21 protein-coding genes are annotated in these 26,892 nt (G+C 71.2%); 8 read left to right on the top strand and 13 right to left on the bottom strand.

Annotated features, from left to right (window positions below):
- The first annotated feature begins 34 nt into the window (after window positions 1-34).
- Window positions 35-2,341, top strand: a complete 2,307-nt coding sequence (locus tag A4R43_RS39700) for an FdhF/YdeP family oxidoreductase (RefSeq protein ID WP_113696783.1) — start codon at window positions 35-37, stop codon at window positions 2,339-2,341.
- Window positions 2,342-2,605: 264 nt separating this feature from the next.
- Here A4R43_RS39700 and A4R43_RS39695 read toward each other — a convergent pair whose 3' ends face one another.
- Window positions 2,606-3,280, bottom strand: a complete 675-nt coding sequence (locus A4R43_RS39695; RefSeq protein WP_113696782.1) for a GOLPH3/VPS74 family protein — start codon at window positions 3,278-3,280, stop codon at window positions 2,606-2,608.
- A gap of 54 nt (window positions 3,281-3,334) precedes the next feature.
- Here A4R43_RS39695 and A4R43_RS39690 point away from each other — a divergent pair, with 54 nt between their 5' ends.
- Window positions 3,335-3,958 carry a GNAT family N-acetyltransferase gene (locus A4R43_RS39690; RefSeq protein ID WP_113696781.1) on the top strand — a complete coding sequence of 208 codons (624 nt, stop codon included), beginning with the start codon at window positions 3,335-3,337 and terminating at the stop codon, window positions 3,956-3,958.
- Here A4R43_RS39690 and A4R43_RS39685 read toward each other — a convergent pair.
- From A4R43_RS39685 to A4R43_RS39675, 4 genes are all read right to left on the bottom strand, one after another.
- A complete protein-coding gene (locus tag A4R43_RS39685) occupies window positions 3,944-4,705 on the bottom strand; it encodes an SDR family NAD(P)-dependent oxidoreductase (protein ID WP_113696780.1) in 762 nt (253 codons plus the stop codon). The genes A4R43_RS39690 and A4R43_RS39685 overlap by 15 nt on opposite strands.
- Window positions 4,702-7,242 (bottom strand): M14 family zinc carboxypeptidase, encoded by a 2,541-nt coding sequence (locus A4R43_RS39680; RefSeq protein WP_236808544.1) that lies wholly within the window; start codon window positions 7,240-7,242, stop codon window positions 4,702-4,704. Before A4R43_RS39680 ends, A4R43_RS39685 begins: the two co-directional genes overlap by 4 nt.
- A 68-nt stretch (window positions 7,243-7,310) precedes the next feature.
- Window positions 7,311-7,424, bottom strand: coding sequence for an MFS transporter small subunit (locus A4R43_RS44880; protein WP_418190785.1), 114 nt, complete (start codon window positions 7,422-7,424; stop codon window positions 7,311-7,313).
- The gene (locus A4R43_RS39675; protein WP_113696779.1) at window positions 7,424-8,782 is read right to left on the bottom strand and encodes an L-lactate MFS transporter; all 1,359 of its coding nucleotides are present in this window, start codon (window positions 8,780-8,782) and stop codon (window positions 7,424-7,426) included. Before A4R43_RS39675 ends, A4R43_RS44880 begins: the two co-directional genes overlap by 1 nt.
- 126 nt (window positions 8,783-8,908) lie before the next feature.
- Here A4R43_RS39675 and fdhD point away from each other — a divergent pair, with 126 nt between their 5' ends.
- Together fdhD and A4R43_RS39665 are read left to right on the top strand one after the other, a co-directional pair.
- Window positions 8,909-9,736, top strand: coding sequence for a formate dehydrogenase accessory sulfurtransferase FdhD (fdhD, locus tag A4R43_RS39670; RefSeq protein ID WP_113696778.1), 828 nt, complete (start codon window positions 8,909-8,911; stop codon window positions 9,734-9,736).
- A gap of 220 nt (window positions 9,737-9,956) precedes the next feature.
- Window positions 9,957-10,829, top strand: coding sequence for an alpha/beta hydrolase (locus A4R43_RS39665; RefSeq protein ID WP_236809346.1), 873 nt, complete (start codon window positions 9,957-9,959; stop codon window positions 10,827-10,829).
- Here the strand turns inward: A4R43_RS39665 and A4R43_RS39660 are convergent.
- The 6 genes from A4R43_RS39660 to tig all read right to left on the bottom strand — a co-directional run bounded on the left by A4R43_RS39660 (window position 10,826) and on the right by tig (window position 16,548).
- Window positions 10,826-11,743, bottom strand: a complete 918-nt coding sequence (locus A4R43_RS39660; protein ID WP_113696776.1) for a sensor histidine kinase — start codon at window positions 11,741-11,743, stop codon at window positions 10,826-10,828. The two genes, A4R43_RS39665 and A4R43_RS39660, sit on opposite strands and share 4 nt — an antisense overlap.
- 103 nt (window positions 11,744-11,846) lie before the next feature.
- The gene (locus A4R43_RS39655) at window positions 11,847-12,161 is read right to left on the bottom strand and encodes a hypothetical protein (RefSeq protein ID WP_113696775.1); all 315 of its coding nucleotides are present in this window, start codon (window positions 12,159-12,161) and stop codon (window positions 11,847-11,849) included.
- Window positions 12,162-12,274: 113 nt separating this feature from the next.
- Window positions 12,275-13,570 carry an ATP-dependent Clp protease ATP-binding subunit ClpX gene (gene clpX, locus A4R43_RS39650; protein WP_113696774.1) on the bottom strand — a complete coding sequence of 432 codons (1,296 nt, stop codon included), beginning with the start codon at window positions 13,568-13,570 and terminating at the stop codon, window positions 12,275-12,277.
- A 208-nt stretch (window positions 13,571-13,778) separates the two neighbouring features.
- Window positions 13,779-14,408, bottom strand: coding sequence for an ATP-dependent Clp protease proteolytic subunit (locus A4R43_RS39645; protein ID WP_113696773.1), 630 nt, complete (start codon window positions 14,406-14,408; stop codon window positions 13,779-13,781).
- A gap of 25 nt (window positions 14,409-14,433) precedes the next feature.
- Window positions 14,434-15,042 carry an ATP-dependent Clp protease proteolytic subunit gene (locus A4R43_RS39640; RefSeq protein ID WP_113696772.1) on the bottom strand — a complete coding sequence of 203 codons (609 nt, stop codon included), beginning with the start codon at window positions 15,040-15,042 and terminating at the stop codon, window positions 14,434-14,436.
- Between the two features lie 96 nt (window positions 15,043-15,138).
- Complete coding sequence (tig, locus tag A4R43_RS39635) at window positions 15,139-16,548, bottom strand: trigger factor (RefSeq protein WP_113696771.1); 1,410 nt, start codon at window positions 16,546-16,548, stop codon at window positions 15,139-15,141.
- Between the two features lie 394 nt (window positions 16,549-16,942).
- Between tig and A4R43_RS39630 the strand changes: the two genes are divergently transcribed.
- The 4 genes from A4R43_RS39630 to A4R43_RS44485 all read left to right on the top strand — a co-directional run bounded on the left by A4R43_RS39630 (window position 16,943) and on the right by A4R43_RS44485 (window position 22,791).
- The gene (locus tag A4R43_RS39630) at window positions 16,943-18,742 is read left to right on the top strand and encodes a fatty acid desaturase (RefSeq protein WP_162788763.1); all 1,800 of its coding nucleotides are present in this window, start codon (window positions 16,943-16,945) and stop codon (window positions 18,740-18,742) included.
- Window positions 18,743-19,086: 344 nt separating this feature from the next.
- The gene (locus A4R43_RS39625; protein ID WP_162788762.1) at window positions 19,087-21,297 is read left to right on the top strand and encodes a hypothetical protein; all 2,211 of its coding nucleotides are present in this window, start codon (window positions 19,087-19,089) and stop codon (window positions 21,295-21,297) included.
- 10 nt (window positions 21,298-21,307) lie between these two features.
- The gene (locus A4R43_RS39620; protein ID WP_113696768.1) at window positions 21,308-22,651 is read left to right on the top strand and encodes an FAD-binding protein; all 1,344 of its coding nucleotides are present in this window, start codon (window positions 21,308-21,310) and stop codon (window positions 22,649-22,651) included.
- A 5-nt stretch (window positions 22,652-22,656) separates the two neighbouring features.
- On the top strand, window positions 22,657-22,791 hold the full coding sequence (locus A4R43_RS44485; protein WP_257791785.1) for a hypothetical protein: 135 nt from the start codon (window positions 22,657-22,659) through the stop codon (window positions 22,789-22,791).
- 278 nt (window positions 22,792-23,069) lie between these two features.
- Here A4R43_RS44485 and A4R43_RS39615 read toward each other — a convergent pair whose 3' ends face one another.
- Together A4R43_RS39615 and A4R43_RS39610 are read right to left on the bottom strand one after the other, a co-directional pair.
- Window positions 23,070-25,568, bottom strand: a complete 2,499-nt coding sequence (locus A4R43_RS39615) for a helix-turn-helix domain-containing protein (RefSeq protein ID WP_113696767.1) — start codon at window positions 25,566-25,568, stop codon at window positions 23,070-23,072.
- The gene (locus tag A4R43_RS39610; RefSeq protein ID WP_113696766.1) at window positions 25,565-26,878 is read right to left on the bottom strand and encodes an Hsp70 family protein; all 1,314 of its coding nucleotides are present in this window, start codon (window positions 26,876-26,878) and stop codon (window positions 25,565-25,567) included. Before A4R43_RS39610 ends, A4R43_RS39615 begins: the two co-directional genes overlap by 4 nt.
- Window positions 26,879-26,892: the final 14 nt, after the last annotated feature.

Raw genomic sequence — 26,892 nt, 5'->3', positions numbered from 1 at the left:
CGCGAGGCCTGGGGGCAGGGCGCACGATGGAGGGGTGACGGAGAAGGCACCACAGCAGGACATCGACGAGAGCAAGCTGGCCGTCGGCAAGCCGAAGAGCTGGGCGGCGGGCCTGCCCGGCGTGCTGGTCTCGCTCAAGCGGGGCCAGGAGCAGATGGGCGCCGGGCGGACCGTGCGCGCGTTGCGCGTGCTCAACCAGCGGGAGGGCTTCGACTGCCCCGGCTGCGCGTGGCCGGAGCCGCGTGAGGCGGACGGCGAGCACCGCAAGCTGGCCGAATTCTGCGAGAACGGCGCGAAGGCGGTCGCCGAGGAGGCCACCAAGCGGCGGGTCGGGCGCGAGTTCTTCGCCACCCACTCGCTCGACGAGCTGGCCGGGCGCACCGAGTACTGGCTCGGGCAGCAGGGCAGGCTGACCGAGCCGATGGTGCTGCGCGAGGGCGGCACGCACTACGAGCCGATCAGCTGGGACGACGCGTTCGACCTGGTCGCCCGCCACCTGCGGGGGCTGGCCAGCCCGGACGAGGCGGTCTTCTACACCTCCGGCCGGACCAGCAACGAGGCCGCTTTTGTGTACCAGCTGCTGGTCCGCTCGTTCGGCACGAACAACCTGCCCGACTGCTCGAACATGTGCCACGAGTCCTCCGGGGCCGCGCTGTCGGCCACCACCGGCATCGGCAAGGGCTCGGTGAGCCTGGCCGACATCCACCGGTCCGACCTGATCGTGGTGGTCGGCCAGAACCCCGGCACGAACCACCCGCGCATGCTCTCCGCGCTGGAGGAGGCCAAGTCGCGTGGCGCGAAGGTGGTGGCGGTCAACCCGCTGCCCGAGGCCGGGCTGATGCGGTTCAAGAACCCGCAGAACGTGCGCGGGCTGGTCGGCAAGGGCAGCCCGCTGGCCGACGAGTTCGCGCAGATCCGGCTCGGCGGGGACCTCGCCTTCTTCCAGGCCATCGGACACCTGCTGCTGGCCTGGGAGAAGGCCGCGCCGGGCACCGTGCTCGACCAGGAGTTCATCGACGAGGCGACCGAGGGCTTCGCCGCCTACGCCGAGCGCGTCGCCGACCTGGACTGGGAGCGCATCGACGAGGCGACCGGCCTGCCGCGCGAGCAGATCGTCAAGATCGCCAGGATGATCGCCGACTCCGAGCGCACCATCTACTGCTGGGCGATGGGCCTGACCCAGCACAAGCACGCGGTGCCGACGATCAAGGAGATCGCCAACGTCGCGCTGCTGCGCGGCATGATCGGCAAGCCGGGTGCCGGGCTGTGCCCCGTTCGTGGTCACTCGAACGTGCAGGGCGATCGCACCATGGGCATCTGGGAGAAGATGCCGGAGAGCTTCCTGTCCGCGCTGGAGGCCGAGTTCGGCATCCCGGTGCCGCGCAAGCACGGCTGGGACACGGTGGACTCGATCCGCGCGATGCGCGACGGGCGGGCGAAGGTGTTCTTCGGCGTGGGCGGCAACTTCGCCGCGGCGACGCCGGACACCGAGCTGACCGAGCGCGCGCTGCGCTCGTGCGAGCTGACCGTGCAGGTGTCGACCAAGCTGAACCGCTCGCACATCGTGCACGGCAGGACCGCGCTGATCCTGCCGACGCTGGGGCGGACCGAGCGCGACGTGCAGGCGAGCGGTGAGCAGGTGGTCACCGTCGAGGATTCGATGTCGGCGGTGCACACCTCGCGTGGGCGTCTCGAACCGGCGAGCGAGCACCTGCTGTCCGAAGTGGCCATTCTCGGCCGGCTGGCGAACACCCTGCTGGGTGACGAGCATCCGGTGCCGTGGCTGGAGTTCGTCGGCAACTACGACCGCATCCGCGACCACATCGCGAACGTGGTGCCCGGCTGCCATGAGTACAACAAGCGGGTGCGCCAGCCGGACGGTTTTGTGCTACCGCACGCGCCGCGCGACGCCAGGGAGTTCAACGGCACCCGAAACGGCAAGGCCAACTTCACCGCGAGTGAACTGGAATACCCGGTGGTGCCCGAAGGCAGGCTGCTGTTGCAGACGCTGCGTAGTCACGACCAGTACAACACCACGATCTACGGCCTGTCCGACCGCTACCGCGGGGTGGAAGACGGGCGCCGGGTGGTCTTCGTCAACCCGGCGGACCTGGCCGAGCTCGGGGTGGCCGACGGCGCGCTGGTCGACCTGGTTTCGGAATGGACGGACAGCGAACGGCGGGCGCCGAGCTTCCGGGTGGTCGCCTACCCGACCGCGCGCGGCTGCGCGGCCGCGTACTTCCCCGAGGCGAATGCCTTGGTGGCACTGGATTCGGTGGCCGACGAGTCGAACACCCCGGTGTCGAAGTCGATCGTGGTCCGGCTGGAACCGGCGACCTGACCGGGGCTGGCCGGTGTCACGAATGTGGCTTTCGAGACGTTTGGCGTCCCGAAAGCCACATTCGTGACACGCGCCTCGCGGGAGGGAGCCGCCGCCGAGGCTCATGACGGTGAGCCGGGGACCGAACAGGGCACCGGCCACACTCCCCCTTCCCCATCCCGGTCCGCAGCCAAGAACACGGCGAAGGCCCCGATGTCAAGGCATCTTTCCCGCCTTGGCATCGGGGCCTTCGCCGTCGTCACACTGAAAAGCCGGGGTGGAGGCTCAGCTCGTCGCCGTGGTCACGATGGCGGGGATCATCACCGCGGTCATCACGGCCGCGGTGAGTTCCTCGATGGCCTTCCCGGTGGCGGCCGAGCCCCAGTTGCCCTCGGCGATGTCCTTGGCGCGCCGGTCGACCAGCTTGCGGTCGGCGCGTTCCGGCAGGTCGAGCACCTTGCTCGCGGCCTGGATCGCGGCGAGCACGGCGATCAGCGCGGCGGTGCGCTCGTCCGGGTCCCGCCCGTCCACCAGCACCGCGGTCAGCGTCTCCCGCAACGCCAGCTCGTGCGCGGAATCCTCGGCGGGCCACCGCGTCACCGGGAACAGCTTGAGCACCTTGCCCTCTTCACGCCGCAGCACACCTCGGTCGGCGAGGCCGTCGAGCAGGCGTTCGGTGAGCTTGTTCCCCGCCAGCGGCGCGATCGCGTCCTTGGGCTTGCGCCCCTCGTACTTTTCCAGCTTGACCAGCGCGTCGTCGAGCACGTGCTGCCCGGTCGGGGTGCGGTCCACCAGCTCCAGCCGCCCCTTGCCGCCTTCGCCGACGCTGATCCGGTTCCTCATGCCCAGCTCGATCAGCAGCGCGCCGGCCAGCGCGTAGGTCAGGCTCGTCACCGTGCTGTCCGGCTTGCCGGTCTCGTCGTCGAACACGAGCAGTACCAGGTCTTCCGCGATGAGCATGCGCCCCACCCTAACCACCGGGCACCTCTCGCGCCGGTCCCGCGTTGAGCCGGTATGACGCAGACGATCGTGCACCGGGTACAGCCGGGGGAACTGGACCGGGCCGCCGCCGCGGTGGGCGCCGCCTTCTTCGACGAGGTGGTGAGCACGTGGGTGATCCCCGATCCGGTGCAGCGCGAGCAGCTCCTGCCGCACCACCTGCGCGAGCTGGTCGCCAAGGCGCTGGAACGCGGTGAGGTGCTCGCCGCCGCCGACTTCGGCGCGGTTTCGGTGTGGCTGGACCGCGAAGCCGGGGAATCCGAGTCCAACGGCTTTCCCGAAGCCGTGGACGTGCCGCCCGGGCTCCGCGAGATCGCGCGCCGCGGCATGCTCGTCGCGGAGCTGACCGAGGCCCGGCACCCGACGCACACCGCGCACGTCTACCTGCCGTGCATCGGCGTGCTGCCGAACCACCGCGGGTTCGGCCTCGGCAGCGCGCTGCTGCGCGACAAGCTGGACCGGGCCGACGCCGCGGAACTACCCGTGTACCTGGAGGCCAGTTCGACGCGCAACCGCGCGCTGTACCGGCGGCACGGGTTCGAATCCAGCGGCGACCCGATCCGCTTCCCGGACGGACCCGAGATCTACCCGATGTGGCGCGAACCCCGGAAGCCGCGGGAATCCTCAGCGCAGGTGTGACGCGCCGTTCAGGTCGAGCACGGCACCCGAGGCCCAGGCCGCCTCGGCGGAGGCGAGGTACACCACCGCCGCGGCGACCTCCGCCGGGGTGCCCACGCGGCCGAACGGGCTCTGCCCGCGCAGCCGCTCGCCCTGGTCGCCGTCCAGCCGGTCCGCGACGCGGTCGGTGGCGGTGAAGCCCGGCGCCACCGAAGCGACCGCGATGCCGTGCGGTGCCAGGGAAACCGCCAGCGACTGGCCGAACGCGTGCACCGCGGCCTTGGTCGCACCATAGGCCGGGTGGTCCGGCTCGCCGCGGTACGCGCCACGCGAGCCGATGTTGACCACCCGTCCCGGCGCCCCTCGATCGATCATGTGCCGGGTCACGCAGTAGGTGAGATTGGCCGTGCCGAACAGGTTCACCGCGGCCATGCGCTGCCAGACCGCCTGCCAGTCCGCATAAGACACTCCGGCCACCGCGTGCGCGTTCTCCTGCCCGGTGGCCACGGCCGCGTTGTTCACCAGCACGTCCACGCCGCCGAGCGCCGCCTCGGCTTCGTCGGCGAGCGTCTGCGTGGCCATCGGATCGGCGAGATCACCGGTCAGCAGCACGTGCCCGGAACCGGGCAGCGCCGCCAGCGCCTGCTCCGCCGCCGCCCGGTTCGATCCATAGTGGACGGCCACGCGGTCGCCGAGCGCGGCGAACGCCTCGGCCACCGCCCGGCCGATCCCACTGGACGAACCGGTGACCAGCACGCCTCGGCTCATCGGGTGGTCGCCCAGAACACGGCCTTGCCCACCTGCGCGTACAGCCCCTTGGGGTGCGCGCGGAACAGCGGTTCGGTGCCGAACAACACCGTCTTCGCCCCGCTTTCGTCCACACCGGACACCACGGAGGCGGCACCGGCGGCCTGTGCCGGGCCCTGGCCCTGTTCGTTCGGCAGCCAGTGGCCCGCGGCGAGCGGGTTCTCCTGGGCGTAGCGCTGCTCGGCGGTCACGCCCGCGCCGAGCCCGGTGAACCACAACGGCGAGTAGACGAACGAGCTCTCCGGGGCGCCGCTGCCGATCGGCCCGGTCCCGTTGGTCACCGAGACCACCCCGTTGGCGTCCTCACGACCGGCCACCGCGGTCACCGGCAGCAGTCCCGCCTCGGTGTTGAACGCGGCCCCGGTGGCTCCGCGCGTGATCACACCACCGCGCTGGAACAGCCGCTTGACCGAGTTCTTGGCCGACGCGTTCAGCTCGCGGTAGTTCAGTCCGGATGAGACGAACAACGCGTCCACCCGGCTCAGGTCGAACCCGTTGTTCAGCACCTGCGTGGACACCGGCCGCACCTCGAAGCCGAGTTCCCGCAGCACCAGCAGCTCGTCGGCGGCGACCGCACCGGCGAGCACCGGCTTGCGCATCAGCGGGCCGCGCTCCCCGGCGGGCGCCGCGGTGAACCGCACGCCGAGGTTCTTCGCCACCTCCAGCACGGCGACGCGTTCCGAAGCGGGCACCACCACCGAGCCGTCGGCCTGCTGGTGGACCGGGCGGCCCTGGCCGAGCAGGGTGTTCACCGCCAGCACGTCCTTGCCGTCGCGGACCGCCAGCGCCAGGTCCTGGCCGGGCGCCGCGTCCACGCCGCCGGTCGGCGCGGCGGCGGTCACCGACGTGACGCGCACGTTCGGCGCGTCCGACTTGGAGATGTCCACCGAAGCACCCCAGAGCAGGCGGTGGCTCCAGCCCGAGATGTCGTACATGACCTCGACCTTGCCGGAGATGTCGGCGCCGGTCTCCAGCATCACGTTGGCCAGCGCGCGCTTCGGCTGGTGCATGTCCACAATGTACGAACCGGCGGGATAGCTCCTGCCCGCCAGCTGGAAGTCCTGCTCCGCGCGCTGCACGCGCACGTCGTTGGCGACCAGGTGGTCGACCAGCCGCGCCGCCGCTGGCGCGGACCGCTGGCCGTCACCGGCCGGGATCACGTAGGCACGCGGGAACTCGGTGGTGTAGCGGTCTTCCGGGCCGAAGCCGGGCACAAAACCGTCCGGCAGCTGGCGCTGCGGTTCCCCGGCGGCACCGCGGCGGAAGATCTCGATCTGGTTGTCGATCAGCTCGGTGCGGTGCGTGTTCGCGTAGTCGATGGTGGTGCGGATGGTCGCTTCCACCACGTCGGTGTTGATCTTCGACCGGCGCTGCAGCTCCTCGGCGGGCAGGTGGTAGGCGTCGTTGTTGACGCGCTGCGGCACCTCGATCGTGTAGGACACCGCGCCGTGGTACATCGAGTACTGCGCGGTGTAGATCGGCGCCCAGCCGTCCCACACCCCCGGCTCGTAGTCGCGGAACGGGATCTCCGGCTTGGCCGCCTCGGGGTGCCCGAGCGCCTGCACGGCCTTCTCCATCGCCAGGCCGTTTTCGTAACCGTGCTTGAGGTAGAGGTCGAAGTCGTAGTTCTGCCCGTGCGGCGGCGTGGTCGGCTCGATCAGCGTGTTCTCGACGTAGCCGTGCTCGTCGAGCATCATCACCGGCTGCTTGCCCAGCACCATCTCGCGCATCGCCCGGGTTTCCGGCTGCGACGCGGTGACGAAGTCGCGGTTCATGTCGAACCCGCTCGCGTTCGCGCGGGTACCGGCCACGCGGCCGTCCGGGTTGGCGGTGAGGTTGAGGTAGATCCGGTTGCGCTTGAGCAGCTCCAGCGCGGCCTTGTCGTTCGTGGTGGCCAGGTACTCGATCACGCGCAGCGCGCCGTCGGTGCCTTCCCACTCGTTGCCGTGGATGTTGTTGTTGATCCACACCGGGGTCTTGTACCCGTTGCGCAACGCGGCGTCACGGGCCGCGCGGCCGGGGTCGTTCTCGATCTTGTCCCGCCAGTGCTCCTGGATCCAGCTCTGCGCGGAGGTCTCCGGGGCGGTCAGCGTGACCAGGTACAGGTCGCGACCGAGCCCGGACTGCCCGGCGACCTCCACCGAGATCCGGTTGCTGCGCTGCTGCAGCTCGTTCAGCTTCGGCGCCAGCGCGTGGTACGGCGACAGCCCGAGCTTGATCGACTTGTCCGACGGGTCGGCCGGATAGGTGCGCAGCTCGGTCTGCCGCGGATAACCCCGGTGGTCCCCGCGCTGCCTGTTCTCCCCGGCCGTGGCCGCGCGCAGCTGCGGCGCGGCATCGGTCGCGGCGACCTGGTTGCGCTCCGGGCCGTACCCCGGTTGCCGGTGGGACTGGCCGGGTGGCGGTGGCTCGGGCGCCGCCTGCGCCGGAACGGTGCTGACGGCCAACCCGGCCACCACGGCCAGTACCAGGCCACGAGCGGAACGCGAAAACGACACAGGCCACCTCCACGAGCGAAAGTTCCGACAGTCTTTCGGCTCGCTAAGGAGTTGGCAAGAGCCTGATGTCAGCCGCCGAAGAGCTGGACCACCTTCCGGAACAGCTCCACCACGCCGTACAGGAACGGCAGGCCGACCCAGATCCAGGCGAAGACCATCAGCCCGGTGCGCTTCGAGTTCATCACGCCTCCTTGCCGGCACCCGCCGGGACGGCGGCCGGTTCGTGGTACTTCTCACTGACCGGGCGGACCAGCTCGTTGGCCACGAAGCCGAGCACGAGCAGGCCCATCATGATGTAGAGCGAGGTGCTGTACAGCGCCGGTCCGTCCTTGCCAGCCGACTTCTGGCCGTCGGCGATGGCGTTCACGATCAGCGGCCCGAGCACCCCGGCGGTGGACCACGCGGTGAGCAGCCTGCCGTGGATGGCGCCGACCTGGTAGGTGCCGAACAGGTCCTTCAGGTACGCCGGGATGGTGGCGAACCCGCCGCCGTAGAACGACAGGATGACCATCGCGCAGAGCACGAAGACCAGCTTCGAGGTGTTCGTGGTCAGCGCGATCACCAGGTACATCAGCGCGCCGGCGCCGAGGTAGAGCCGGTAGATGTTGCGGCGGCCGACCAGGTCCGAAGTGGACGACCAGACGAACCGGCCGAGCATGTTGGTCAGCGAAAGCAGCGCCACGAAACCGGCGGCCGCGGCCGCGCCGACCGGGACCGAGGTGCCCTCGAAGAAGTCGGTGATCATCGGCGACGCCTTCTCCAGGATGCCGATGCCCGCGGTCACGTTGAAGCACAGGATCACCCACAGCAGCCAGAACTGCGGGGTCTTCAGCGCGTTCTTCGCCGAGACGTTCGCGGTGGTGATCATCCGCCCGGCCGCGGCCACCTTCGGCTGGTAGCCGTCGGGCTTCCAGTCGTCGGCGGGCACCCGGACCAGCAGCACGCCCAGCGTCATGAACACCGCGTAGACCACGCCGTGCACGGCGAAGGTGGTGGCGATGCCCGACGGGTCGTCGCCGAAGGTGCGCAGCATCTGGGTGGACCACGGCGACGCGATCAGCGCGCCACCGCCGAAGCCCATGATCGCGATGCCGGTGGCCATGCCGGGCCGGTCGGGGAACCACTTGATCAAAGTGGACACCGGGGAGATGTAGCCGATGCCGAGCCCGATGCCGCCGAGCCCGCCGTACCCGAGCACCACCAGCCAGTACTGGGAAGTCGCCACCCCGAGCGCGGAGATCAGGAAGCCGGTGGAGAAGCAGACCATCGAGACGAACATCGCCCAGCGCGGGCCGTTCTTCTCCACCAGCGTGCCGCCGAAGGCCGCGGACAGCCCGAGCATCACGATGCCGAGCTGGAAGGGCAGCGCGCTCTGCGTTCCGGTCAGGTCCAGCGACTTCTCCAGCGCGGGCTTGAACACGCTCCACGCGTACGCTTGGCCGATGGACAGGTGCACGGACAACGCGGCGGGCGGGATGAGCCAGCGGCTCCAGCCCGGCGGGGCGACGGTGCGGGAGCGGTCGAGGAAGCCGAGGGCCATGGGTGGAGCCTCCGTAGACTGAACAAGAGTGAAACTTGGCCGCAGACTGTTTGCTTAGCCGCCGCAATGTATTACCGATCGGCGTAGAGCGCACTACCGGCATTCCACCGAACGCGGGAGGCAGCCATGGGACGAGTCACGGTGCGTAAGCCCGTGCTGAAGTTGACCACCCGTGGTGAGCGGACCCGGCCCGACGTGCTGGCCGCCGAGGAGCCGCTCGAACTGCGGGTCGGCGGCCGCGCGCTGGCGGTGACCATGCGCACCCCCGGCCACGACGTGGAGCTGGCACACGGCTTCCTGCTGTCCGAGGGCGTGCTCGGCAGCCGCGAGGACGTCCGCACCGCGCGGTACTGCGACAGCGTGGACGACCACGGCCGCAACACCTACAACGTGCTGGACCTGGCGCTGGCCGACGGGGTGCCCGCCCCGGACACCGGCGTCGAGCGGAACTTCTACACCACCTCGTCCTGCGGGGTGTGCGGCAAGGCCGCGCTCGACGCGGTCAAGCTGCGCACGCGCTTCCCGGCCGGGGACAGCCCGTTCGCGATCGCTGGTGACCTGCTGGCGAAGCTGCCGGACCAGCTGCGCGCGCGGCAGAAGGTGTTCGACGCGACCGGCGGGCTGCACGGCGCCGCGTTGTTCGGCGCCGACGGTGAGCTGCTGGTCGTGCGCGAGGACGTGGGCAGGCACAACGCGGTGGACAAGGTGCTCGGCTGGGCGCTGCTCGAAGGCCGGGTGCCGCTGCCTGATGCCGGGCTGCTGGTGTCCGGGCGGGCGTCGTTCGAGCTGGTGCAGAAGGCCGCGATGGCCGGGCTGCCGATGCTCGCCGCGGTCTCCGCGCCGTCCTCGCTGGCGGTCGAACTGGCCGAGGAGAACGGCATCACGCTGGTGGGCTTCCTGCGCGGTGAAAGCATGAACATCTACACCCGTGACGAACGCGTCCTGCGTCACTGAAACCGGCCGAATCCGGGGCGAAACACTCGCGGCACCTGCGACGATGTGGAAGTCGAGTGCCGGTTGACGCGCATGACGCACCCGCGTCCTGGCGCCCGGCCGGGGGCAGGGAACGGCAGGACGGCGAGTGGACGGCGGGGAAGGCTCAACCGGGCGAGGGCCGGCTGAGCACGACGGCGACGGCGAGCGGCGCGGGAGGCGCCGGTTCAGCCGCCGTTCGGTGCTGCTCGCCGGTGGCTCCGCGCTCGGAGTCGCCGGAGTGGCCGCCGCGGGTGCCACCGGCGTCCTGCCGTTCAGCGAAGCCATGCAGCGCGCGCTGGGTGTCGCCTCCTCGAACCCCGCCACCGAACTGGGCGTGACCAGGGTCGAGCGGGTGTATTCGGCGGCCCGCGGCCGTGACGTCGACCTGGTTTTCATGCTGCCGTCGAAGAACCCGCAGCGCGGGCTGCCGATCTCGCTGTACCTGCACGGGCGTGGCGGCTCGGGGCGCCGGTCGGCGCCCGGCGGGCTGGTCAACCAGCTCAGCGGCGAGGTCGCCCGGCGAGCGGTGCCCGCCTACGGTTTTGTCGCCGTCGACGGCGGGCCGAACAACTACTGGCACGAGCACGTGCCTGGCGACGACCCGATGCGGATGCTGCTGGAGGAAGTGCCGGTGTGGCTGGCGCAACGCGGCCTCGGCGGGGTCGACGGAATGCCGTTCGCCTGCGCGGGCACCTCGATGGGCGGCTTCGGGGCGCTGCTGTACGCGCGCCGCCGCGCCGAGCGTCGGCAGCCGCCCGCCGCGATCGCGGCCGTCTCCCCCGCGTTGATCACCTCGTGGGCCGAGATGAGCAAGCGCAACGCCTTCCGCGACGCCGCCGACTGGGCCTCGATGGACCCGCTGAAGCATCTCGACGCCATCCGGGGCATTCCCACCGGCGTATGGTGCGGCACCGAGGACGCGTTCATCACCGGAGTGCGCCAGTTCATCGCCGAAGCCCGCCCGAAGGTCGGCCACACCGCACGCGGCAAGCACGGCGAGGCGTTCTTCCGCAGCGTGGTGCCCGGCCTGGTCAGCTTCCTCGGCAGGCACGTCCCGCCGCGGCCGGTCTAGAGGCGGAAGAACACCCGGGTCTGGGTGCCGTCCGGGCCGGTGTGCACGCGGACCAGGTCCGACAGGAAGTTGACCATCAGCAGGCCCCGCCCGCCCGGCTGGGTCGGGGTGGCGGGACGGCGGCCGGCCAGCGGGTCGGTGATGTGCCCGGCGTCGCGGATTTCGCAGACCACCGAGCCGTCCTCGTGCCACAACCGCAGCACGCCGGAGCCGCGGCCGTGCCGGAGGCTGTTCGCGCACAGCTCGCCGACCACCAGCGTCAGGTCGAGCACGCGTTCCTCGCCGAGCCCGTAGGCGGCGGCGCGTTCCCCGGCGAACCGGCGCACGCCGCTCAACCCGGTCCGGTCGAACGACAGCACCCACGGGATCTCACCGGGCGCCGGGAACGGCTGGTTGTAGCGGTCGACCACCTGCTCCGGTGAGAACGAGCGGCTGACCCACGTGCCGTACTGGTCGCTGAGTTCGGGATGGGTGCACGCGGCCTCGTCGAGGATCCACGGTTCGAGGCCCTCGGCGTCGTACGGGCACAACACGGTGACCGGCCGCCCGGCGAAGGCGAAGTTGATCAGCGCCTCGTGCTGGGCGCACGCCGGGTACTCCACCGGCGACCGGCCCGGCCAGATCGGCTCGCCGACCAGCCGCACCGGGCCCTCGTGGCGGTCGGCGAACTCGCGCAGCACACCGGGAATGATCCGCCCGGGATTGCGGCCCGCCTCGGTCATGTCGATCAGCTGGACCCGCTGCCGCTCGTCTTCGCCGAGTTCGTCACCGAGCCAGGCCAGGTGCTCGCCGGGCAACGCGGCGGCCACCGGGTGGCCGGCGGCCAGCCCGCCGGTGACAAAGGGAACGGTGCCTGCCAGGAACTCGTCACGGCCGCGGTAGAACAGGGCCGGATGGGTGAACACCTTCACCACGCTTCCACCAGGGGAGAAACAGTCGAATGCCGACTCCCCAGCTTAGCGGAGCCCGGTCATGATCCCGCTACTCCCGACGGGGCCCGGAGCCCGGCGCTAGCCGCTAGCGGTCCAGCACGTTCGCCACGAAGCCCATCAGCCAGAAGCCGCCGAGGGTGCCGGTCAGCAGGACCACCCACCAGCCCAGGAGCCGCGGGGGCTCCTGGGTGCGCCGCACCTGCCACAGCCCGAAACCGCCCAGCAGGTACAGCGGGACCGGGGCCAGCGTCAGCGGGGACTGCCGGGTGGTGGTGGCGACCACGCACAACACCACCAGCAGCACCAGCAGCCCGGCGAAGATCCGGTGGTTCAGCGGGTGGGCGAGCCTGCCGGCGGCCACCAGCCGCTCCGGCAGGTCGCCGAACTCCGTGGTTGCCATCGGAAGTCCATCGCGGGTCTCGGCGGATCCAGGTTTCCGCTGGTGCGGCCGGCGGGAAGCTGGGCCGTCGAGACCCCGAGGGACTTCCGACCGCTGCGGTCTTCCGGGGCTGGTCAGGCCGACTTCTCCCCGCGCTCGCTACGCTGCCGCCGCGACGGCTGACGGGACACGATGGTCGGGTTCACGTTCTCCCGGACGGTCTGCTCGGTGATCACGACCTTCGCCACGTCGTCGCGGCTCGGGATGTCGTACATCACCGGCTGGAGCACCTCCTCCATGATGGCGCGCAGGCCGCGGGCACCCGTGCCGCGCAGCATCGCCTGGTCGGCGATGGCCTCTAGCGCCGTCTTGGTGAACTCCAGCTCCACGTTGTCCATCTCGAAGAGCTTCTTGTACTGCTTGATCAGCGCGTTCCTGGGCGTGGTCAGGATCGAGACCAGCGACTCCTTGTCCAGGTTGGTCACGCTGGCCACCACCGGGAGACGGCCGATGAACTCCGGGATGAGCCCGAACTTGATCAGGTCCTCCGGCATGGTGTCGGAGAAGATGTCGCTGTTCTCGATCTCGGACTTGGTCCGGATCTCCGCGCCGAAGCCGAGGCCGCGCTTGCCGACCCGCTCGTTGATGATCTTCTCCAGCCCGGCGAACGCGCCGGCCACGATGAACAGCACGTTCGTCGTGTCGATCTGGATGAACTCCTGGTGCGGGTGCTTGCGCCCGCCCTGCGGCGGCACCGACGCGGTGGTGCCCTCGAGGATCTTCAGCAGCGCCTGCTGCACGCCCTCACCGGAGACGTCCCTGGTGATCGAGGGGTTCTCCGACTTGCGGGCGATCTTGTCGACCTCGTCGATGTAGATGATGCCGGTCTCGGCGCGCTTGACGTCGTAGTCGGCGGCCTGGATCAGCTTCAGCAGGATGTTCTCGACGTCCTCGCCCACGTAGCCGGCCTCGGTCAGCGCGGTGGCGTCGGCGATGGCGAACGGCACGTTGAGCAGCTTGGCCAGCGTCTGGGCGAGGTAGGTCTTGCCGCAGCCGGTCGGCCCGAGCATCAGGATGTTGGACTTGGCCAGCTCCACCGGCTCGTCCTTCGAATCCTTCGGCCCGGTCTTGTCGTCGGACTGGATGCGCTTGTAGTGGTTGTAGACCGCTACCGCGAGCGTGCGCTTGGCCTCGTCCTGGCCGATGATGTAGCGCTCGAGGAAGTCGTGGATCTCGGCCGGCTTGGGCAGCTCGTCGAGCTTGACGTCGCCCGCTTCGGCCAGTTCCTCCTCGATGATCTCGTTGCAGAGATCGATGCACTCATCGCAGATGTACACGCCGGGTCCGGCAATGAGCTTCTTCACCTGTTTCTGGCTCTTCCCGCAGAAAGAACACTTCAGCAGGTCTCCGCCGTCACCGATCCGTGCCATGACCGTGGACCTCGTCCCCTCCGGTGCGCTCGGGTGCACCTGACTTCTCTAGCCTGCCCGTCGCGACGGGACTCTGACGCGTTTCCACAGACGGTACCCGCCCGGCGCGTCCTACGGGAGGACCTGAGCGGTACTAGGCGCGCCGGAAGAGGCCATCGGCCGGAACACCGGTACGATCACGCGCCGCACCGGTGCCCCGGCCCCGGGCTCAGTTCTCCGCCGATGCCTTGCGGTAGGGCAGCACCTCGTCGATGATGCCGTACTCCTTGGCCTGCTCGGCGGTGAGGATCTTGTCCCGCTCGACGTCGTCGCGGACCTGCTCCAGCGACTTGTTCGTGTGCTTGGCCAGCGTGGTCTCCATCAGCCGCCGCACGCGCTGGATCTCCGCGGCCTGGATCTCCAGGTCCGAGACCTGCCCGTAGGTGCCCTCGGTGGCGGGCTGGTGGATCAGCACGCGCGAGTTCGGCAGCGAGAACCGCTTGCCGGGGGTACCCGCGGCCAGCAGCACCGCCGCGGCCGACGCGGCCTGGCCGATGCACATGGTCACGATGTCCGGGCGGACGTACTGCATGGTGTCGTAGATCGCCATCAGCGCGGTGAACGAGCCACCGGGCGAGTTGATGTAGATGGTGATGTCGCGATCCGGGTCCTCGTGCTCCAGGTGCAGCAGCTGGACCATCACGTCGTTCGCCGAGGCGTCGTCGACCTGCACGCCGAGCATGATCTGACGCTCTTCGTACAGCTTGTTGTACGGGTTCGACTCCTTGATCCCGTAGCTGGTCCGCTCCACGTAGGAGGGCAGCACGTACCGGGACTGGGGAAGGTGCAAGTTGCTCATCTCGATCTCTCCTCTACCTTCCCGGTCAGCTGTTCGAACCCGGCAGCGGGTTCTCCCGGGTGAGCACCTGGTCGACGAAGCCGTACTCCTTGGCCTCCTCGGCAGTGAACCAGCGGTCCCTGTCGGCGTCCTTGGTGATCTGCTCGAAGGTCTGGCCGGTCTGGTCCGCGGTGATGCGGGCCAGCTCCTGCTTCCACTTGCCGAACACCTCGGCCTGGATGGCGATGTCGGAGGCGGTGCCGCCGACACCGGCGGAGGGCTGGTGCATCAGGATGCGGGCGTGCTGCAGCGCGAAGCGCTTGCCCGGCGTGCCGGAGGAGAGCAGGAACTGCCCCATCGAGGCGGCCAGGCCCATCGCGTAGGTCTGCACGTCCGGCTTGATCAGCTGCATGGTGTCGTAGATCGCGAAGCCGGCGGTCACCGAGCCGCCTGGCGAGTTGATGTAGAACCGGATGTCGGACTCGGCGTCCTCCGCCGCCAGCAGCAGCAGCTGCGCGGTGATCCGGTTCGCGACCTCGTCGTTGACCTCGGAGCCGAGCACGACGATGCGCTCGGCGAGCAAACGCTCGAACACCGAGTCGGTCAGGTTGAGTCCCGCGGTGCTGGTCCGCCCCTCGGGCAAGTGGTGCGTCACGTGTGCCTGCCTTTTCGCCGGTTCAGATCTTGTAATCGACCCTAACGAACTCGGGCGGGCCGGAATGCCCGACACCGCCCAAGTTCGCTCAGAGCATTACTTCTGGCTTGCGGTCTCCTCCGCCGGGGACGCCTCAGCGGCCTCGGTGGACTCGGTGGACTCGGCCGAGTCCTCCGCAGTCTCCTCCGCCCCACCGAACAGATCGCTCAAGTCCAGCTCGGAACCGTCCGCGCCGGTGACCGTGGCCCCGCGCACCACGGTGGCCAGTGCCTTGCCGCGGCGCACGTCGGCGTAGATCGCGCCGAGCTGGCCGGACTGCTGCGCCCGCTGCACGTACTCGTCCGGGCTGATGCCGAAGCGCTGGGCCTGGTAGATGATGCGCTCGGTGAGCTCGCCGTCGTTGACGTCGACGCCCTCCTTCTCGGCGATGGTGTCCAGCAGCAGCTGCGTGCGGACCGCCTTCTCCGACTCCTCGCGCGCCTCGGTCTCGAACTGCTCGACCGTGGTGCCCTGCGCCTCCAGCGACTTCGCCCAGGCGGCCTCGTCGTGGTCGAACGGGTGGATCGCGTCGTGCTTGCGGCTCTCGATCTCGCCCTCGAGCACCTTCTCCGGGATCGGCACCTCGGTGGTCTCCAGCAGCGCCTCGAGCACCTTGTCGCGGGCCTGCACGCCCTGCTGCATGCGCTTCATCCTGGTCAGGCGCTCACGCAGGTCGGCCTTCAGCTCGTCGAGCGTGTCGAACTCGCTGGCCAGCTGGGCGAACTCGTCGTCGGCCTCGGGCAGCTCGCGCTGCTTGACCGACTGCACGGTGACGCTGACCTCGGCGTCCTTGCCGGCGTGCTCACCGGCCACCAGCTGGGTGGTGAAGGTCTTGGTCTCGCCCGCGGTCGCGCCGATGATCGCCTCGTCGATGCCGTCGACGAGCTGGCCGGAGCCGATCTCGTAGGACAGGCCGGTGGTGGAGGCGTCGGGCACCTCTTCACCGTCGACGGTGGCGGACAGGTCGATCGAGACGAAGTCGCCGTTCTCCGCGGGGCGCTCGACGCCGGTCAGCGTGCCGAAGCGGGCCCGCAGCTGGTCCAGCTCGGCGTCGACCTCGCTGTCGTCCAGCTCGACGTCGTCCACGCTGACCGAGATGCCGCTGTAGTCGGGCAGCTCGATCTCGGGCCGGACGTCGACCTCGGCGGTGAACTCGAGCACGTCGCGGTCCTCGAGCTTGGTCACCTCGAAGTCGGGACGGCCCAGCGTGCGCACCTCACCGGCCTGCACGGCCTCCAGGTACTTGGCCGGGATGACCTCGTTGACGACCTCGTCGAGCACCGGCGCGCGGCCGATCCGGCTCTCCAGCACGCGCGCGGGCACCTTGCCCGGGCGGAAGCCGGGGATGCGAACCTGCTGCGCGATCTTCTTGTAGGCGCGGTCGAAGTTCGGTTTGAGTTCGTCGAACGGCACCTCGACATTGATCTTGACTCGCGTCGGGCTGAGCTGCTCGACGGTGCTCTTCAACTTCTTCTCCTCGAGCCGTGACGGTGTTGGGACGGGTAATGCACGATCCTTGGCGGATGCCCCCAGGTCACAGGTGGACCGGGACGCCCGAGTCTAGGCCAGCGCCCGCCCGCGGCTGTGGGCGGGCAGCCCGAGGGCGCGTTTCCTGAGTCTCGTTCGCGGTCTTCGCGCCCAGGCGGCCCCTGGCGGCACCGGGCCTTCGGCCGAGTACGCCCAGTACGAGGCCGAACGCCCGGCACCGCCAGGAACCACCTGGATCACGAAGCCCATCGAACAGACCCAGGAAACCCGCCCTACCCGCCAAGTCACTCTTGTCCGGCATCACCCATTCGGGTCACAGTTAGTGGCGGCGTAACGCTGTTGTACCGCTGAGCGGGTGGCAAGGGGGTGGAGAGTGGGCGGTACGGGCACGGTGCGTGAGCTGCCCGCCCCCGGGGTCAGCCTGCCGCTGGTGGCCACGCCGACGGTCGCGTTGTTCGCCGGCGGGGCGGCGGTGTGGGCACTGGGCGCGTGGCTGGCGCTGACCGGGCTGGCGCCGCTGTGGGCGACCGTCGTGCTCCAGGCGATGGCGACGGTGACCATGTTCACCGTCGCGCACGAGGCGATGCACCACGCGGCCGGCCGGCTGACCACGGTCAACGCCCTGCTCGGGCGGCTGGCCATGCCGTTCGTCGCCGCCTACGGCGCGTTCCCGCCGGTCCGCCACCTCCACCTGGAGCACCACCGCAGCCCCGGGAGCCACGGCGACGTGGCCGGGTGGACCGCCCGCGCGCCCGGCTGGCAGCTGCCGCTGCGCTGGCTGACCGTCGACTTCTGGTTCATGCGCCACTACCTCGGCCGGATGCCCCGCCGCCCGGCACGCGAGGTGCACGAGACCACCGCGGTCGCCACGCTGGCCATCGGCGCGCTCTGCACGCTGGTCGCCGGCGGGTACGGCGTGGAGCTGCTGGTGGCCTACCTGATCCCGCAGCGGATCGGGCTGGCGCTGGTGGTGGTGCTGTTCGACTGGTTCCCGCACCGGGGACTGCCGGACTGGCCCGGCCCCGACCGGCTGCGGGTGGCCTGGGCGCACGTGGGGCTGGAACGGCTGGCGAGCCCGCTCACCCTCGGCCAGAACTACCACCTGGTGCACCACCTGCACCCGGCGATCCCGTTCTACCGGTACCGGCGGGTGTGGCGGCGGAACGTGGAGGCCTATCTCGGCCTGGGCGTGCCGGTGCGCGCGCTCGGCGGGCGTGAGCTGAGCGCGGCCGAGTACCGGGCCTCGCGCTGGTTCCCGCCGCGACCGGCCGCCGAGCCGCCCGCCGAGCCACCACCGCGGCGGCTGCGGGTGTTCCACTCGCTGCTGGTGACCGAGGTCGAGCGGATCGGCTCGGACGCGGCGGCGGTCCGGTTCGCCGTGCCCGACGAGCTGACCGACGCCTTCGAGTACGTGGCGGGCCAGCACGTGACGGTGCGCGCGCTGGTCGACGGGGTGCCCTTGCGCCGGAGCTACGCGCTGTGCCCGGCGCCGCGCGGAGAACTGCGGATCGCGGTGAAGCGCGTCGAGCGGGGGCCGTTCTCCACGGTGGTGACGAACACGCTGCGGCCGGGCGACCGGCTGGACGTGCTGCCGCCGACCGGCGAGTTCACCCTGGAGCCGGACCCGCGGCGGTCGCGGCACTACGTCGGGCTGGCCGCGGGCAGCGGGCTGCCGCCGATCCTGACCATGTTCACCCGCGCGCTGGAGACCGAACCGCACAGCCGGGCCACGCTGCTCTACGTCAACCGCAGCGGATCGACCACGATGCTGGCCGACGAGGTTTCGGCACTGGCGAAGCGATTCGACGGCAGGCTGCGCGTGGTGCACTACCGCACCGACGAGCAGGACCCCGAACTGCGGCGGGGGCGCGACTTCCAGCCGGTGGACGCGATCAGCGAGGTGCTCGCGGTGACGCACGAGCAGTTCGTGCGCGGACGGCTGGACACCGCGAGGCTGTCGGCGCTGCTGGAAGGACGGCTGCACCCGGCGAAGGTGGACGAGTGGTTCGTGTGCGCGCCGCGGACGCTGGCGGAGCACACGCTGCGGGTGCTGGCGGAGCACGACGTGCCGTCGGAATGCGTGCACCACGAACTGTTCGATGTGGACACCGAGCCGGTGCCGGCCGCGGAACTGTCGAACCGGCGGGCCGATCCGCCCATCCGCCTCGCCTGAGGGAAGCCGCGCGGCCGGCGGCTTCGGTCGCGCCAGTGTCACGAATGTGGCTTTCGAGACGCCAAACGTCTCGAAAGCCACATTCGTGACACCGCGACCCCGCCCCAACTTTTCGGCGAATGGAAACGAGGTGATTCAGTAACCGCGACCGGCAGCCGCGTGGTGAATTGCCAAGAATGCCACCGCTTCACGAAAAACCGCTGGTCAACTGGGCCATCCGGGTACATACCGGCGGGTTTCGCCGCCGCCGGGGTGAAACAGTCGTAATCTCACTCCGCCATGTCGGCGCTCAATTGTTCTACGCCCTGGCGCTCATGCTCATCCTGCCCAGGAAGGGGCGCATCATGCTGGGTATCTCCGATCCGACGGTAGGCGGTGCGAACACCGAAACCGGCGTCATCGACCGGCCAGTGGAGGCCGAGCCGGAGGTGATGGCCACCAACGGCCACGGCACGGCCGCGGCGGACGGAACGCGCGCCCCCGCCGCCGAAACCGAGGACACCGCGGCGGCGCCGCCGGTGCCCATCCCGATCCCGCCGATCGTCATCCGCAAGCGGCTGGTGCGCGGCCGCTACCGCAGCACGAGCGGCAGCTGGCAGCTGGCGCTGCGGGTAGACGTGGACGGCAACCGCCCGACGCGCCGGGTCAGCGGCGACTTCTTCACCGTTTCCGGTGCCACCACCACCTATTTCGGTTCCTTCATCGTGCATTCGCCGACGGTGACCACCACCGCGAGCCAGGTCAAGATCGAGGGCACCGGCACCTTCACCTGGTCCGCCGGCGCGCCGAAGATCCGGCTGACCATCGGCCGCGCGAATCTCTTCGAATCGCCGAAACCGGGCACGCTGGAATTCCTGACCGCGTCGAACAGCCCCGGCGCCACCTATTTCTGCCCGTTCGAGTCGGGATTCTTCCGCACCGTTTCCTACGAGCAGGACTCCGTCGCGGGCACCGTGCCGTTCCTGTCCTACAACACCGGTTCGCTGCCGCAGCCGGCCGGTAGCCCGGCCCGCGTGCTCACCGTGCCCGGCGCGTTCGCCGAAGCCGGGATCGAGCTGCTCACCACCGGCGGCACGAACGTCATCCCGGTCGGCGCGGCGGGCGCGAACGCCAAGTGGAACGACGCCGAACTGCACGCCGCCATGGTCAACCACTTCAGCGGCTTCACCAACACCCCGCGCTGGCAGGTGTGGATGCTGGTGGCCACCTCCCACGACGGCGGCTACCGCGGCATCATGTTCGACTACGGCGACGCCTTCCAGCGCCAGGGCGCGGCGGTGTTCTACGACGCCATCGGCGGCGCCGACGCGGCCACCCAGCGCTCGCAGCTGCGCACCTACGTGCACGAACTGGGCCACGCGTTCAACCTGCTGCACTCGTGGCAGAAGAACCTGGCGAACCCGCCTGCCCCGCTCGGCCCGAACGGCGGCCTCGGTGACCTGTCCTGGATGAACTACGACTGGAAGTACCAGCAGTCGGCGAACGGGCCGGGCGGCGCGGCCGCCTACTGGGCCGCTTTCCCGTTCCAGTTCACCGAAAACGAGCTGGTGCACCTGCGGCACGGTTACTACCGCAACGTGGTGATGGGCGCGAACGCGTTCGGCACCGGGGCCGCCGAGGTGGATCCCGACCTGTTCGACACCCCGCTGGTGGACAACTCGGGGCTGGCGCTCGACCTGCGCTCGCCGAAGTCCGGGTTCGCCTACGGGGAGCCGGTGGTGGTCGAGCTGAAGCTGTCGGGCACCGAGCTGCGTGGCCGGGACACCCACGGGTACCTGCACCCGAACGACGACCTCGTCTCGATCGCCGTGCAGCAGCCGTCCGGCCGGACCGTGCGCTACCGCCCCATGCTGCGTCACTGCGTGGACGAGGACCGCGCGGTGCGGGTGGGCGTGGACAAGCCCGCGCTGTACGAGAGCGCGTACATCGGGTTCGGCGCCGACGGGTTCCTGTTCGAGGCACCGGGCACCTACCGGCTGCGGGCCACCTACATCGCCGGTGACGGCTCGCGGATACTTTCGCCGGTGCTGCGGCTCCGCGTGCGCCCGCCCGCCACCCGTGCCGACGAGGCCGCGGCCGAACTGCTGCTCGGCGAGGAGCAGGGCCAGCTGCTGGCGTTGCTCGGGTCGGACGCGAGCCAGCTCGGCAAGGGCGTCTCCGCGATCGAAACGCTGCTCGACCGCTTCCCCGACCACCCGCTGGCCGTGTACGGCAGGCTGGTCAAGGGGATCAACCAGCAGCGCGACTTCAAGGAGCTGACCACCGACAAGACGCTCCGCGTCCGGGAGGCGAACGGTACCGAGGCGGCCAGCCTGCTCGGCCAGGTCGCCGAGGCTTCGCTCGCGCCGGAGGACGGCGTGGACAACGTGACGCTGAACCTGGCCATGCGGACGCAGGCCATGGCCGAGGCGAAGGCCGGGCACCCCGAGCAGGCACACGACGTGCTGCGCCAGCTGGTCCGGACCTTCGAGAACAAGAACCTCAACCCCTTGGTGCTGGACGGAATCCGGCAGCAGGCACGCGAAACGGCGGAAGCCATCGACGCGGCCGGGTAATCTGCCCGGTATGCAGCCAGGACAGCCAGGCGACCACGGTTCGGGGCCGATCATCGCCTGGCTGTCCGTCCCGGACGGCGAAGTCGACCGGACAGACTGCGCGCTCGCCGCTGCCGCGCAGGACTTCGGCCACCTGGTGCATTCCCGCCCGGCCGCGGTGGTGCGCCCGGCTTCACTCGCCGACGTCTCCGCCGCGATCACCTTCGCCACCGAGCACGGCCTGCCGGTGTCCGCCAGGGGCGCCGGGCATTCGCCGTTCGGCCAGGAGCAGGCCGAAGGCGGCATCGTACTGGACGTGCGGAGCCTGCCGCCGATCCGCGAGGTCGACGGCACCGAGGCGATCGTCGACGCGGGTGCGCGCTGGCGCGAGGTGCTCGACCTGACGCTGCCGCTCGGGCTGACCCCGCCGGTGCTCACCGACTACCTGGAGCTGACCGTCGGCGGCACGCTGGTGGTCGGCGGGATCGGCGGCGCCGCCCCCCACCACGGCACGCAGACCGACAACGTCACCGAGCTGGAGGTGGTCACCGGCACCGGCGAGGTCCGCACCTGCCGCCCCGGCGACGACCTGTTCGACGCGGTGCGCGGCGGGCTGGGCCTGTGCGGGGTGATCACGCGCGTGAAGCTCCGGCTGGTGCCCGCGCCGCCGACCGCGCGGCGGTGGAAGCTGTACTACCGCTCGCTTCCCGCGTTCCTGGCCGACCAGCGCACGGTCGTGCGCGACGGCCGGTTCGACTACGTGGAGGGCCAGCTGATCCTCGACGAAGGCGACTGGACGCACATGCTCGAAGCGGTCACCTATTCGACCGCTTCGCTCGACGACCTGCGCTTCGACCGGATGGAGGTCGAGGACACCACCTACTTCGACTTCCTGAACCGGATGGAGGAGGGTGAAGCGGCCCTTCGCGCGGAGGGCAGCTGGTTCCACCCGCACCCGTGGCTGAACGTTTTCCTGCCGGACGAGGTGGCCGGCGGGGTGGTGGCGGAAACACTGGCGAAAACCCGCCGGGAGGACCTCGGCGGCAGCGGGCTGGTGATGCTGTACCCGGTCCGCGCGAGCGCGTTGCACACCCCGCTGCTGCGGGTGCCCGATGGCACGCTGGTGTGGCTGTTCTCCTTGCTGCGCACCGGAAAACCCGCCGACCCGATGGAGAACGCACGGCTGACCGAACTGAACCTCCAGCTGTACCGGCAGGCGAAGGCACTCGGCGGCACGGTGTACCCGTCGAACGCGCTGCCGATGTCACCGGCGGACTGGGCCGAGCAGTTCGGCCCGGCCTGGGAAAGCCTGGAACAGGCCCGCCGCCAGTACGACCCCCACCGCATCTTCGGCGCCGGGCAAGGGCTCCGCTGACTGGGATGTCCACTTCGGACGTCCCCGCGCATTTCGCGGAAGTGGGCCAGCAGTTCCGCCCAGCCTGGGAACGCATCGAGCACGCCCGCCGCCAGTACGACCCCCACCGCATCTTCGGCGCCGGGCAAGGGCTCCGCTGACTGGAATATCCACTTCGGACGTCCCCGCGCATTTCGCGGAAGTGGGCCAGCAGTTCCGCCCAGCCTGGGAACGCATCGAGCACGCCCGCCGCCAGTACGACCCCCACCGCATCTTCGGCGCCGGGCAAGGGCTCCGCTGACTGGAATATCCACTTCGGACGTCCCCGCGCATTTCGCGGAAGTGGGCCAGCAGTTCCGCCCAGCCTGGGAACGCATCGAGCACGCCCGCCGCCAGTACGACCCCCGGCGCCGGGCAAGGACTCCGCTGACCCCGCTGTCTACTTCGGACGGTCCCCGAGCAGCTCGCGGAGCTGCGCCAGCAGTTCCGCCCGGCTCCCCGCACCCAGCCGCTGCCGCATCCGCGCCATGTGGTGCTCGACCGTCTTCGCCGAGATAAACAGCCGCGCGCCGACCTCCTTGTAGGTCATGCCGCCCAGCACCAGCTCGGCCACCTGCAGCTCGCGGTCGCTCAGCCGCGCCGCGCCCGGGCTGTCCTCGGTGGCGGCGCCTTCGGCGGGCGGTGACGGCGAAGCCGCCGACGTACCCTGCAGCATCCGCGCGCAGTCGAGCAGCGCGACCATCGCCTTGCGGTCCGTGGTGCGGATCGCCGCCTGCCCGGCCAGCCGCGCGCCGTCCCACCAGAGCCCGCTGCCGCGCAGCGCGTGCGCCGCCGCTTCGACCTCTTCGGCGTCGATGTCGCCCGCGAGCACCTTCAGCCAGCACGCGGCCGCGTCCGCCACCGCGGTGAAGTACGCGCCGTGCCCGGCGCAGGCGGCCAGCGCGGCGGCGTGGTCCTTCGCCTCACCGGCGCGTTCGGCGATGATCGCCGCGTGGAGTTCGCTCCAGTGCAGGGAAGCCGCCCACAGCGGCGGGTCGCCGAGGCCCCTGAGCACGGCGTGCGCCTGCGCGAGGTGCGGGGCGAGGCGGTCGCGTTCGCCGAGCCGGGCGGCGGCCATCGCGAACTCGCCGAACGGCAGGAACGAGAACAGGTCCACCGGGTGCCGGATCACCGCTTCGCAGGCCACGCCCCAGATCCGGCGCAGGGCGGTCAGGTCGCTGGTGCGCCGCGCCAGGCCGACCTCCAGCCCGACCGCGAACAGCCAGTCACGCGGCTGCCGGACCTCCTCGGCGGCGTTCAGCCGTTCCGCGGCCAGCGCCGCGTCCCCGCGCACCATCGCGATCCAGGCCAGCAGCAGCTGGTGCCGTGCCTGCAGGGTGACCCCGCCGGTGCGCGCGGCCAGCGCGCGTTCCAGCAGCGGTTCGGCGATGGTCAGCTCCCCGCTGTGCAGCGCGACCAGCGCGCCGAGCGCGGCCGGGCTGTCCGGCAGCAGCACCGCGCGGCCCACCGGCTCCAGCATCTCCGCCGAGCTGACCAAAGTGGACAGTGCGGCGGTCGGCGCGCCGCCGACCGACTCCACCACCCCGCGTGCCACCGCGGACAACGCCCCCGAGAGCAGCGTCGGCGGCTCGTCGCCGTCGCCTTCGGCGGCCTTCTCCAGTTCCCGCTCGGCTTCGGCACGACGGCCGGTGGCGATCAGGCTGATCGCGGCGAACGCCCGCGACCGCCGGGTGCCCGACCACTGCAGCAGTTCCGCGCTCCGGCCCAGCTGACCGCGGTGGGTCAGCGCGGTCGCCGCCACGCGTGCGCCGTCGGCCCGGCCGGTCGCCGCCGAAGCCGCGATGACCTCGTCGGCCAGCCGCAACGCCCCGTCCAGGTCACCGGCCAGCGCCACCGCCTCGGCCCGGCGGGCCCCCAACTCGGCGGCTGGGCGCCCGGCCGCGACCGCCGCCTCCAGCAGCCGGGCCGCCAGCGCCGGGTCCGACCCCAGTGCCTCGTCGGCCGCCGCCTCGAACGCCTTCGCCACGCTCGGCCCGGCGATCGCCTTCCCCAGCCACGGCCGCACCAGCCGCAGCACCGGCGCACCGCGCTCCAACTGCAGTTCGACCAGCCGCTGCCGCACCGCCGCGTGCCGTTCGGCAGGCACGAGCGCCCGCAGCGCGGCGAGGGTGATCGGCAGCAGCGTGCCGTCGGCGCCGAACAACCCGGTCGCGCGCGCGAGGTCGATCACCGTGCTCACGCCCTCCGGGTCGCGCCCGAGCAGCCCGCCGAGCAGGTCGATGTCCGGCCCGGCACCCGCCTCCACGGCGAGCAGGAAGCGCAGCACGCCCGGCTCGGCGCGGTCGAGTTCCTGCCGGATCCCGCCGAACGCGGCGGGCGGCAGCTCCCCGCGCTCGGACGGCGGCACCGCGGCCAGCGCGGTCACCACCCGGTGCACGTGGCCGGGCACACCGCCGGTCTGCGCGCGGACGAACTCGGCCAGCTCGATGGACACGCCGTACGCCGCCAGGTGCTCGGCGACCTGCGGCCTTTCCAGCGGGCGCAGCAGGATCTGGCCACGCAACCGGCTCAGCACCGCGTTCAGCCCGGCCGGGCGCGGCCGCGGGCGCGCGGCCACCACCACCCCGGTCCGCTCGTCACCGAGCAGCCGGGCCAGCGCGGCCAGCTCCGCTTCGCCGTAGGTGTGCGCGTCGTCGGCGAGCACCAGGTCGACGGGCTCGTCGTCGGCACGCGCCGGGTCGAACCGCGCCACGGTCAGCCCGGCGGCCGTGCACAGCGCCCGCAGGTGGTCCAGCAGCGCGGTCTTGCCGTGGTCCCCGGCCGCGACCACGGCCAGGCGCACCTGCGTGAGCCGGCGCTCGGCGATCGCGGCGCACAACTGCCGGGTCGGCTCGTCCAGCACCGGTTCGGCGCCCCGGGTCGACGCGGGTCGGGTCAACGGCTGTCCTCTCGCTCGGGTTCTCGCTCGGACCGCCGTCGCAGCGGGTTGGTGAACCGCTTCGGCGCTTCCAGCGGGGTGACCTCCACCGGCGGCCGGGGCGGCGGCGGGCCCAGTTCGTCGTCGTCCACCCCCGCGAGCAGCGGCGGTTCCAGCGTCCGCGGGATGAGCGCGGTCGACTCCTCCACCGGCGCCCCGCGTGGCCGCGGTGACGGCCGGCGGCCCTCTCCGGCCAGTCGCGGCCGGGCGACCAGCGCCGCGCCGCGGCACACCGCCGCGGCCGGATCCGGATCGGCCAGCACCGGGCAGCCCAGTGCCGATTCGGCGAGGAAGGTGACCAAGGGTATCCGCGCGCCCCCGCCGACCAGCAGGGCGGCGGCCAGCTCCCCGTCCGGCACCGGCTCGGCCAGCCGCTTCAGCTGCGCCACCGCGGCGGTCAGCACCGGCCTGGCCAGCTCCTCCAGCTCGGTCCTGGTCACGTGCACCTCGGGCGTCTCCACCCCGGGCAGCGGCACGGTCAGCGAAGCCGACGGGGCCACCGACAGCCGTTCCTTGGCCAGCACGCCCGCCATCCGGAACCCGGCCATCGGGCCACGCAGCGCGGGCTCGGCGTGGGCGGGCAGCTTGGCCCCGGACCGCGCGAGCACGTGCTCGGCGAGCAGTTCGTCGATCCGCGCGCTGCCCCGGCCCGGCGCGCTGCCGGTGTGCGCGAGCAGGTCGAACCCGGCGTGCGTGCGGCGCACCAGCGCCGAGTCCACGTGCTCACCGCCGATCCGGCAGACCGCCAGCACCGAGCCCGGCTCCAGCTCGTCCCCGGCTTCGCCCGCCACGTGGTTCTCCGCGGCGGCGACCGGCTTCGGCAGCAGCAGCACCCCGGGCAGCCCGGCGGCCTCCAGTCCGGTCCGCAGCGCCGCGCGGCGGTGGGGACCCCAACCGGCGGGGTGCGCCACCACGATCCGGTCGGCCGGGCCACCGAAGGACTCCGCGACCTGGTCGGCCACCCACCCGGCGAGCGAGGCCGTCAGCACCTCGGCGGTGTAGAGGTGCTGGCCGAGCACCAGCGGCACCGCGTCGCCGGTCCGGCCGAGGAAGCCACGCGCCGCGCTCTGTGGCTCGGCCAGCGCGCGCCGGGCGGCTTCCTGGCCGAACACCACCGAACCGTCCTGGGCCACGTGCAGCACCGACTCCACCCAGCGGGCGTCGCCGTCGAGGGCGACCACCTGGGGCTCCCCCCACGCGGCCCCCACCCGGCGGCAGACCGCGGCGGTGGTGCGGGTGTGCCCGAGGTCGATCCCCAAGACGTACGGCATGCGGGCTGAATCCC

The sequence above is a fragment of the Amycolatopsis albispora genome (genome assembly GCF_003312875.1).
Lineage (GTDB): Bacteria > Actinomycetota > Actinomycetes > Mycobacteriales > Pseudonocardiaceae > Amycolatopsis > Amycolatopsis albispora.
This window is presented reverse-complemented; position numbering and strand designations above follow the sequence as displayed.

Bases quoted from the DNA above. Each gene is read 5' to 3' on its own strand.
- A4R43_RS39695 (WP_113696782.1), bottom strand. From the start codon at position 3,280: ATGCTCATCGCGGAAGACCTGGTACTGCTCGTGTTCGACGACGAGACC.
- A4R43_RS39690 (WP_113696781.1), top strand. From the start codon at position 3,335: ATGACGCAGACGATCGTGCACCGGGTACAGCCGGGGGAACTGGACCGG.
- A4R43_RS39685 (WP_113696780.1), bottom strand. From the start codon at position 4,705: ATGAGCCGAGGCGTGCTGGTCACCGGTTCGTCCAGTGGGATCGGCCGG.
- A4R43_RS44880 (WP_418190785.1), bottom strand. From the start codon at position 7,424: ATGAACTCGAAGCGCACCGGGCTGATGGTCTTCGCCTGGATCTGGGTC.
- A4R43_RS39675 (WP_113696779.1), bottom strand. From the start codon at position 8,782: ATGGCCCTCGGCTTCCTCGACCGCTCCCGCACCGTCGCCCCGCCGGGC.
- fdhD (WP_113696778.1), top strand. From the start codon at position 8,909: ATGGGACGAGTCACGGTGCGTAAGCCCGTGCTGAAGTTGACCACCCGT.
- A4R43_RS39655 (WP_113696775.1), bottom strand. From the start codon at position 12,161: ATGGCAACCACGGAGTTCGGCGACCTGCCGGAGCGGCTGGTGGCCGCC.
- clpX (WP_113696774.1), bottom strand. From the start codon at position 13,570: ATGGCACGGATCGGTGACGGCGGAGACCTGCTGAAGTGTTCTTTCTGC.
- A4R43_RS39645 (WP_113696773.1), bottom strand. From the start codon at position 14,408: ATGAGCAACTTGCACCTTCCCCAGTCCCGGTACGTGCTGCCCTCCTAC.
- A4R43_RS39625 (WP_162788762.1), top strand. From the start codon at position 19,087: ATGCTGGGTATCTCCGATCCGACGGTAGGCGGTGCGAACACCGAAACC.
- A4R43_RS39620 (WP_113696768.1), top strand. From the start codon at position 21,308: ATGCAGCCAGGACAGCCAGGCGACCACGGTTCGGGGCCGATCATCGCC.
- A4R43_RS44485 (WP_257791785.1), top strand. From the start codon at position 22,657: ATGTCCACTTCGGACGTCCCCGCGCATTTCGCGGAAGTGGGCCAGCAG.
- A4R43_RS39610 (WP_113696766.1), bottom strand. From the start codon at position 26,878: ATGCCGTACGTCTTGGGGATCGACCTCGGGCACACCCGCACCACCGCC.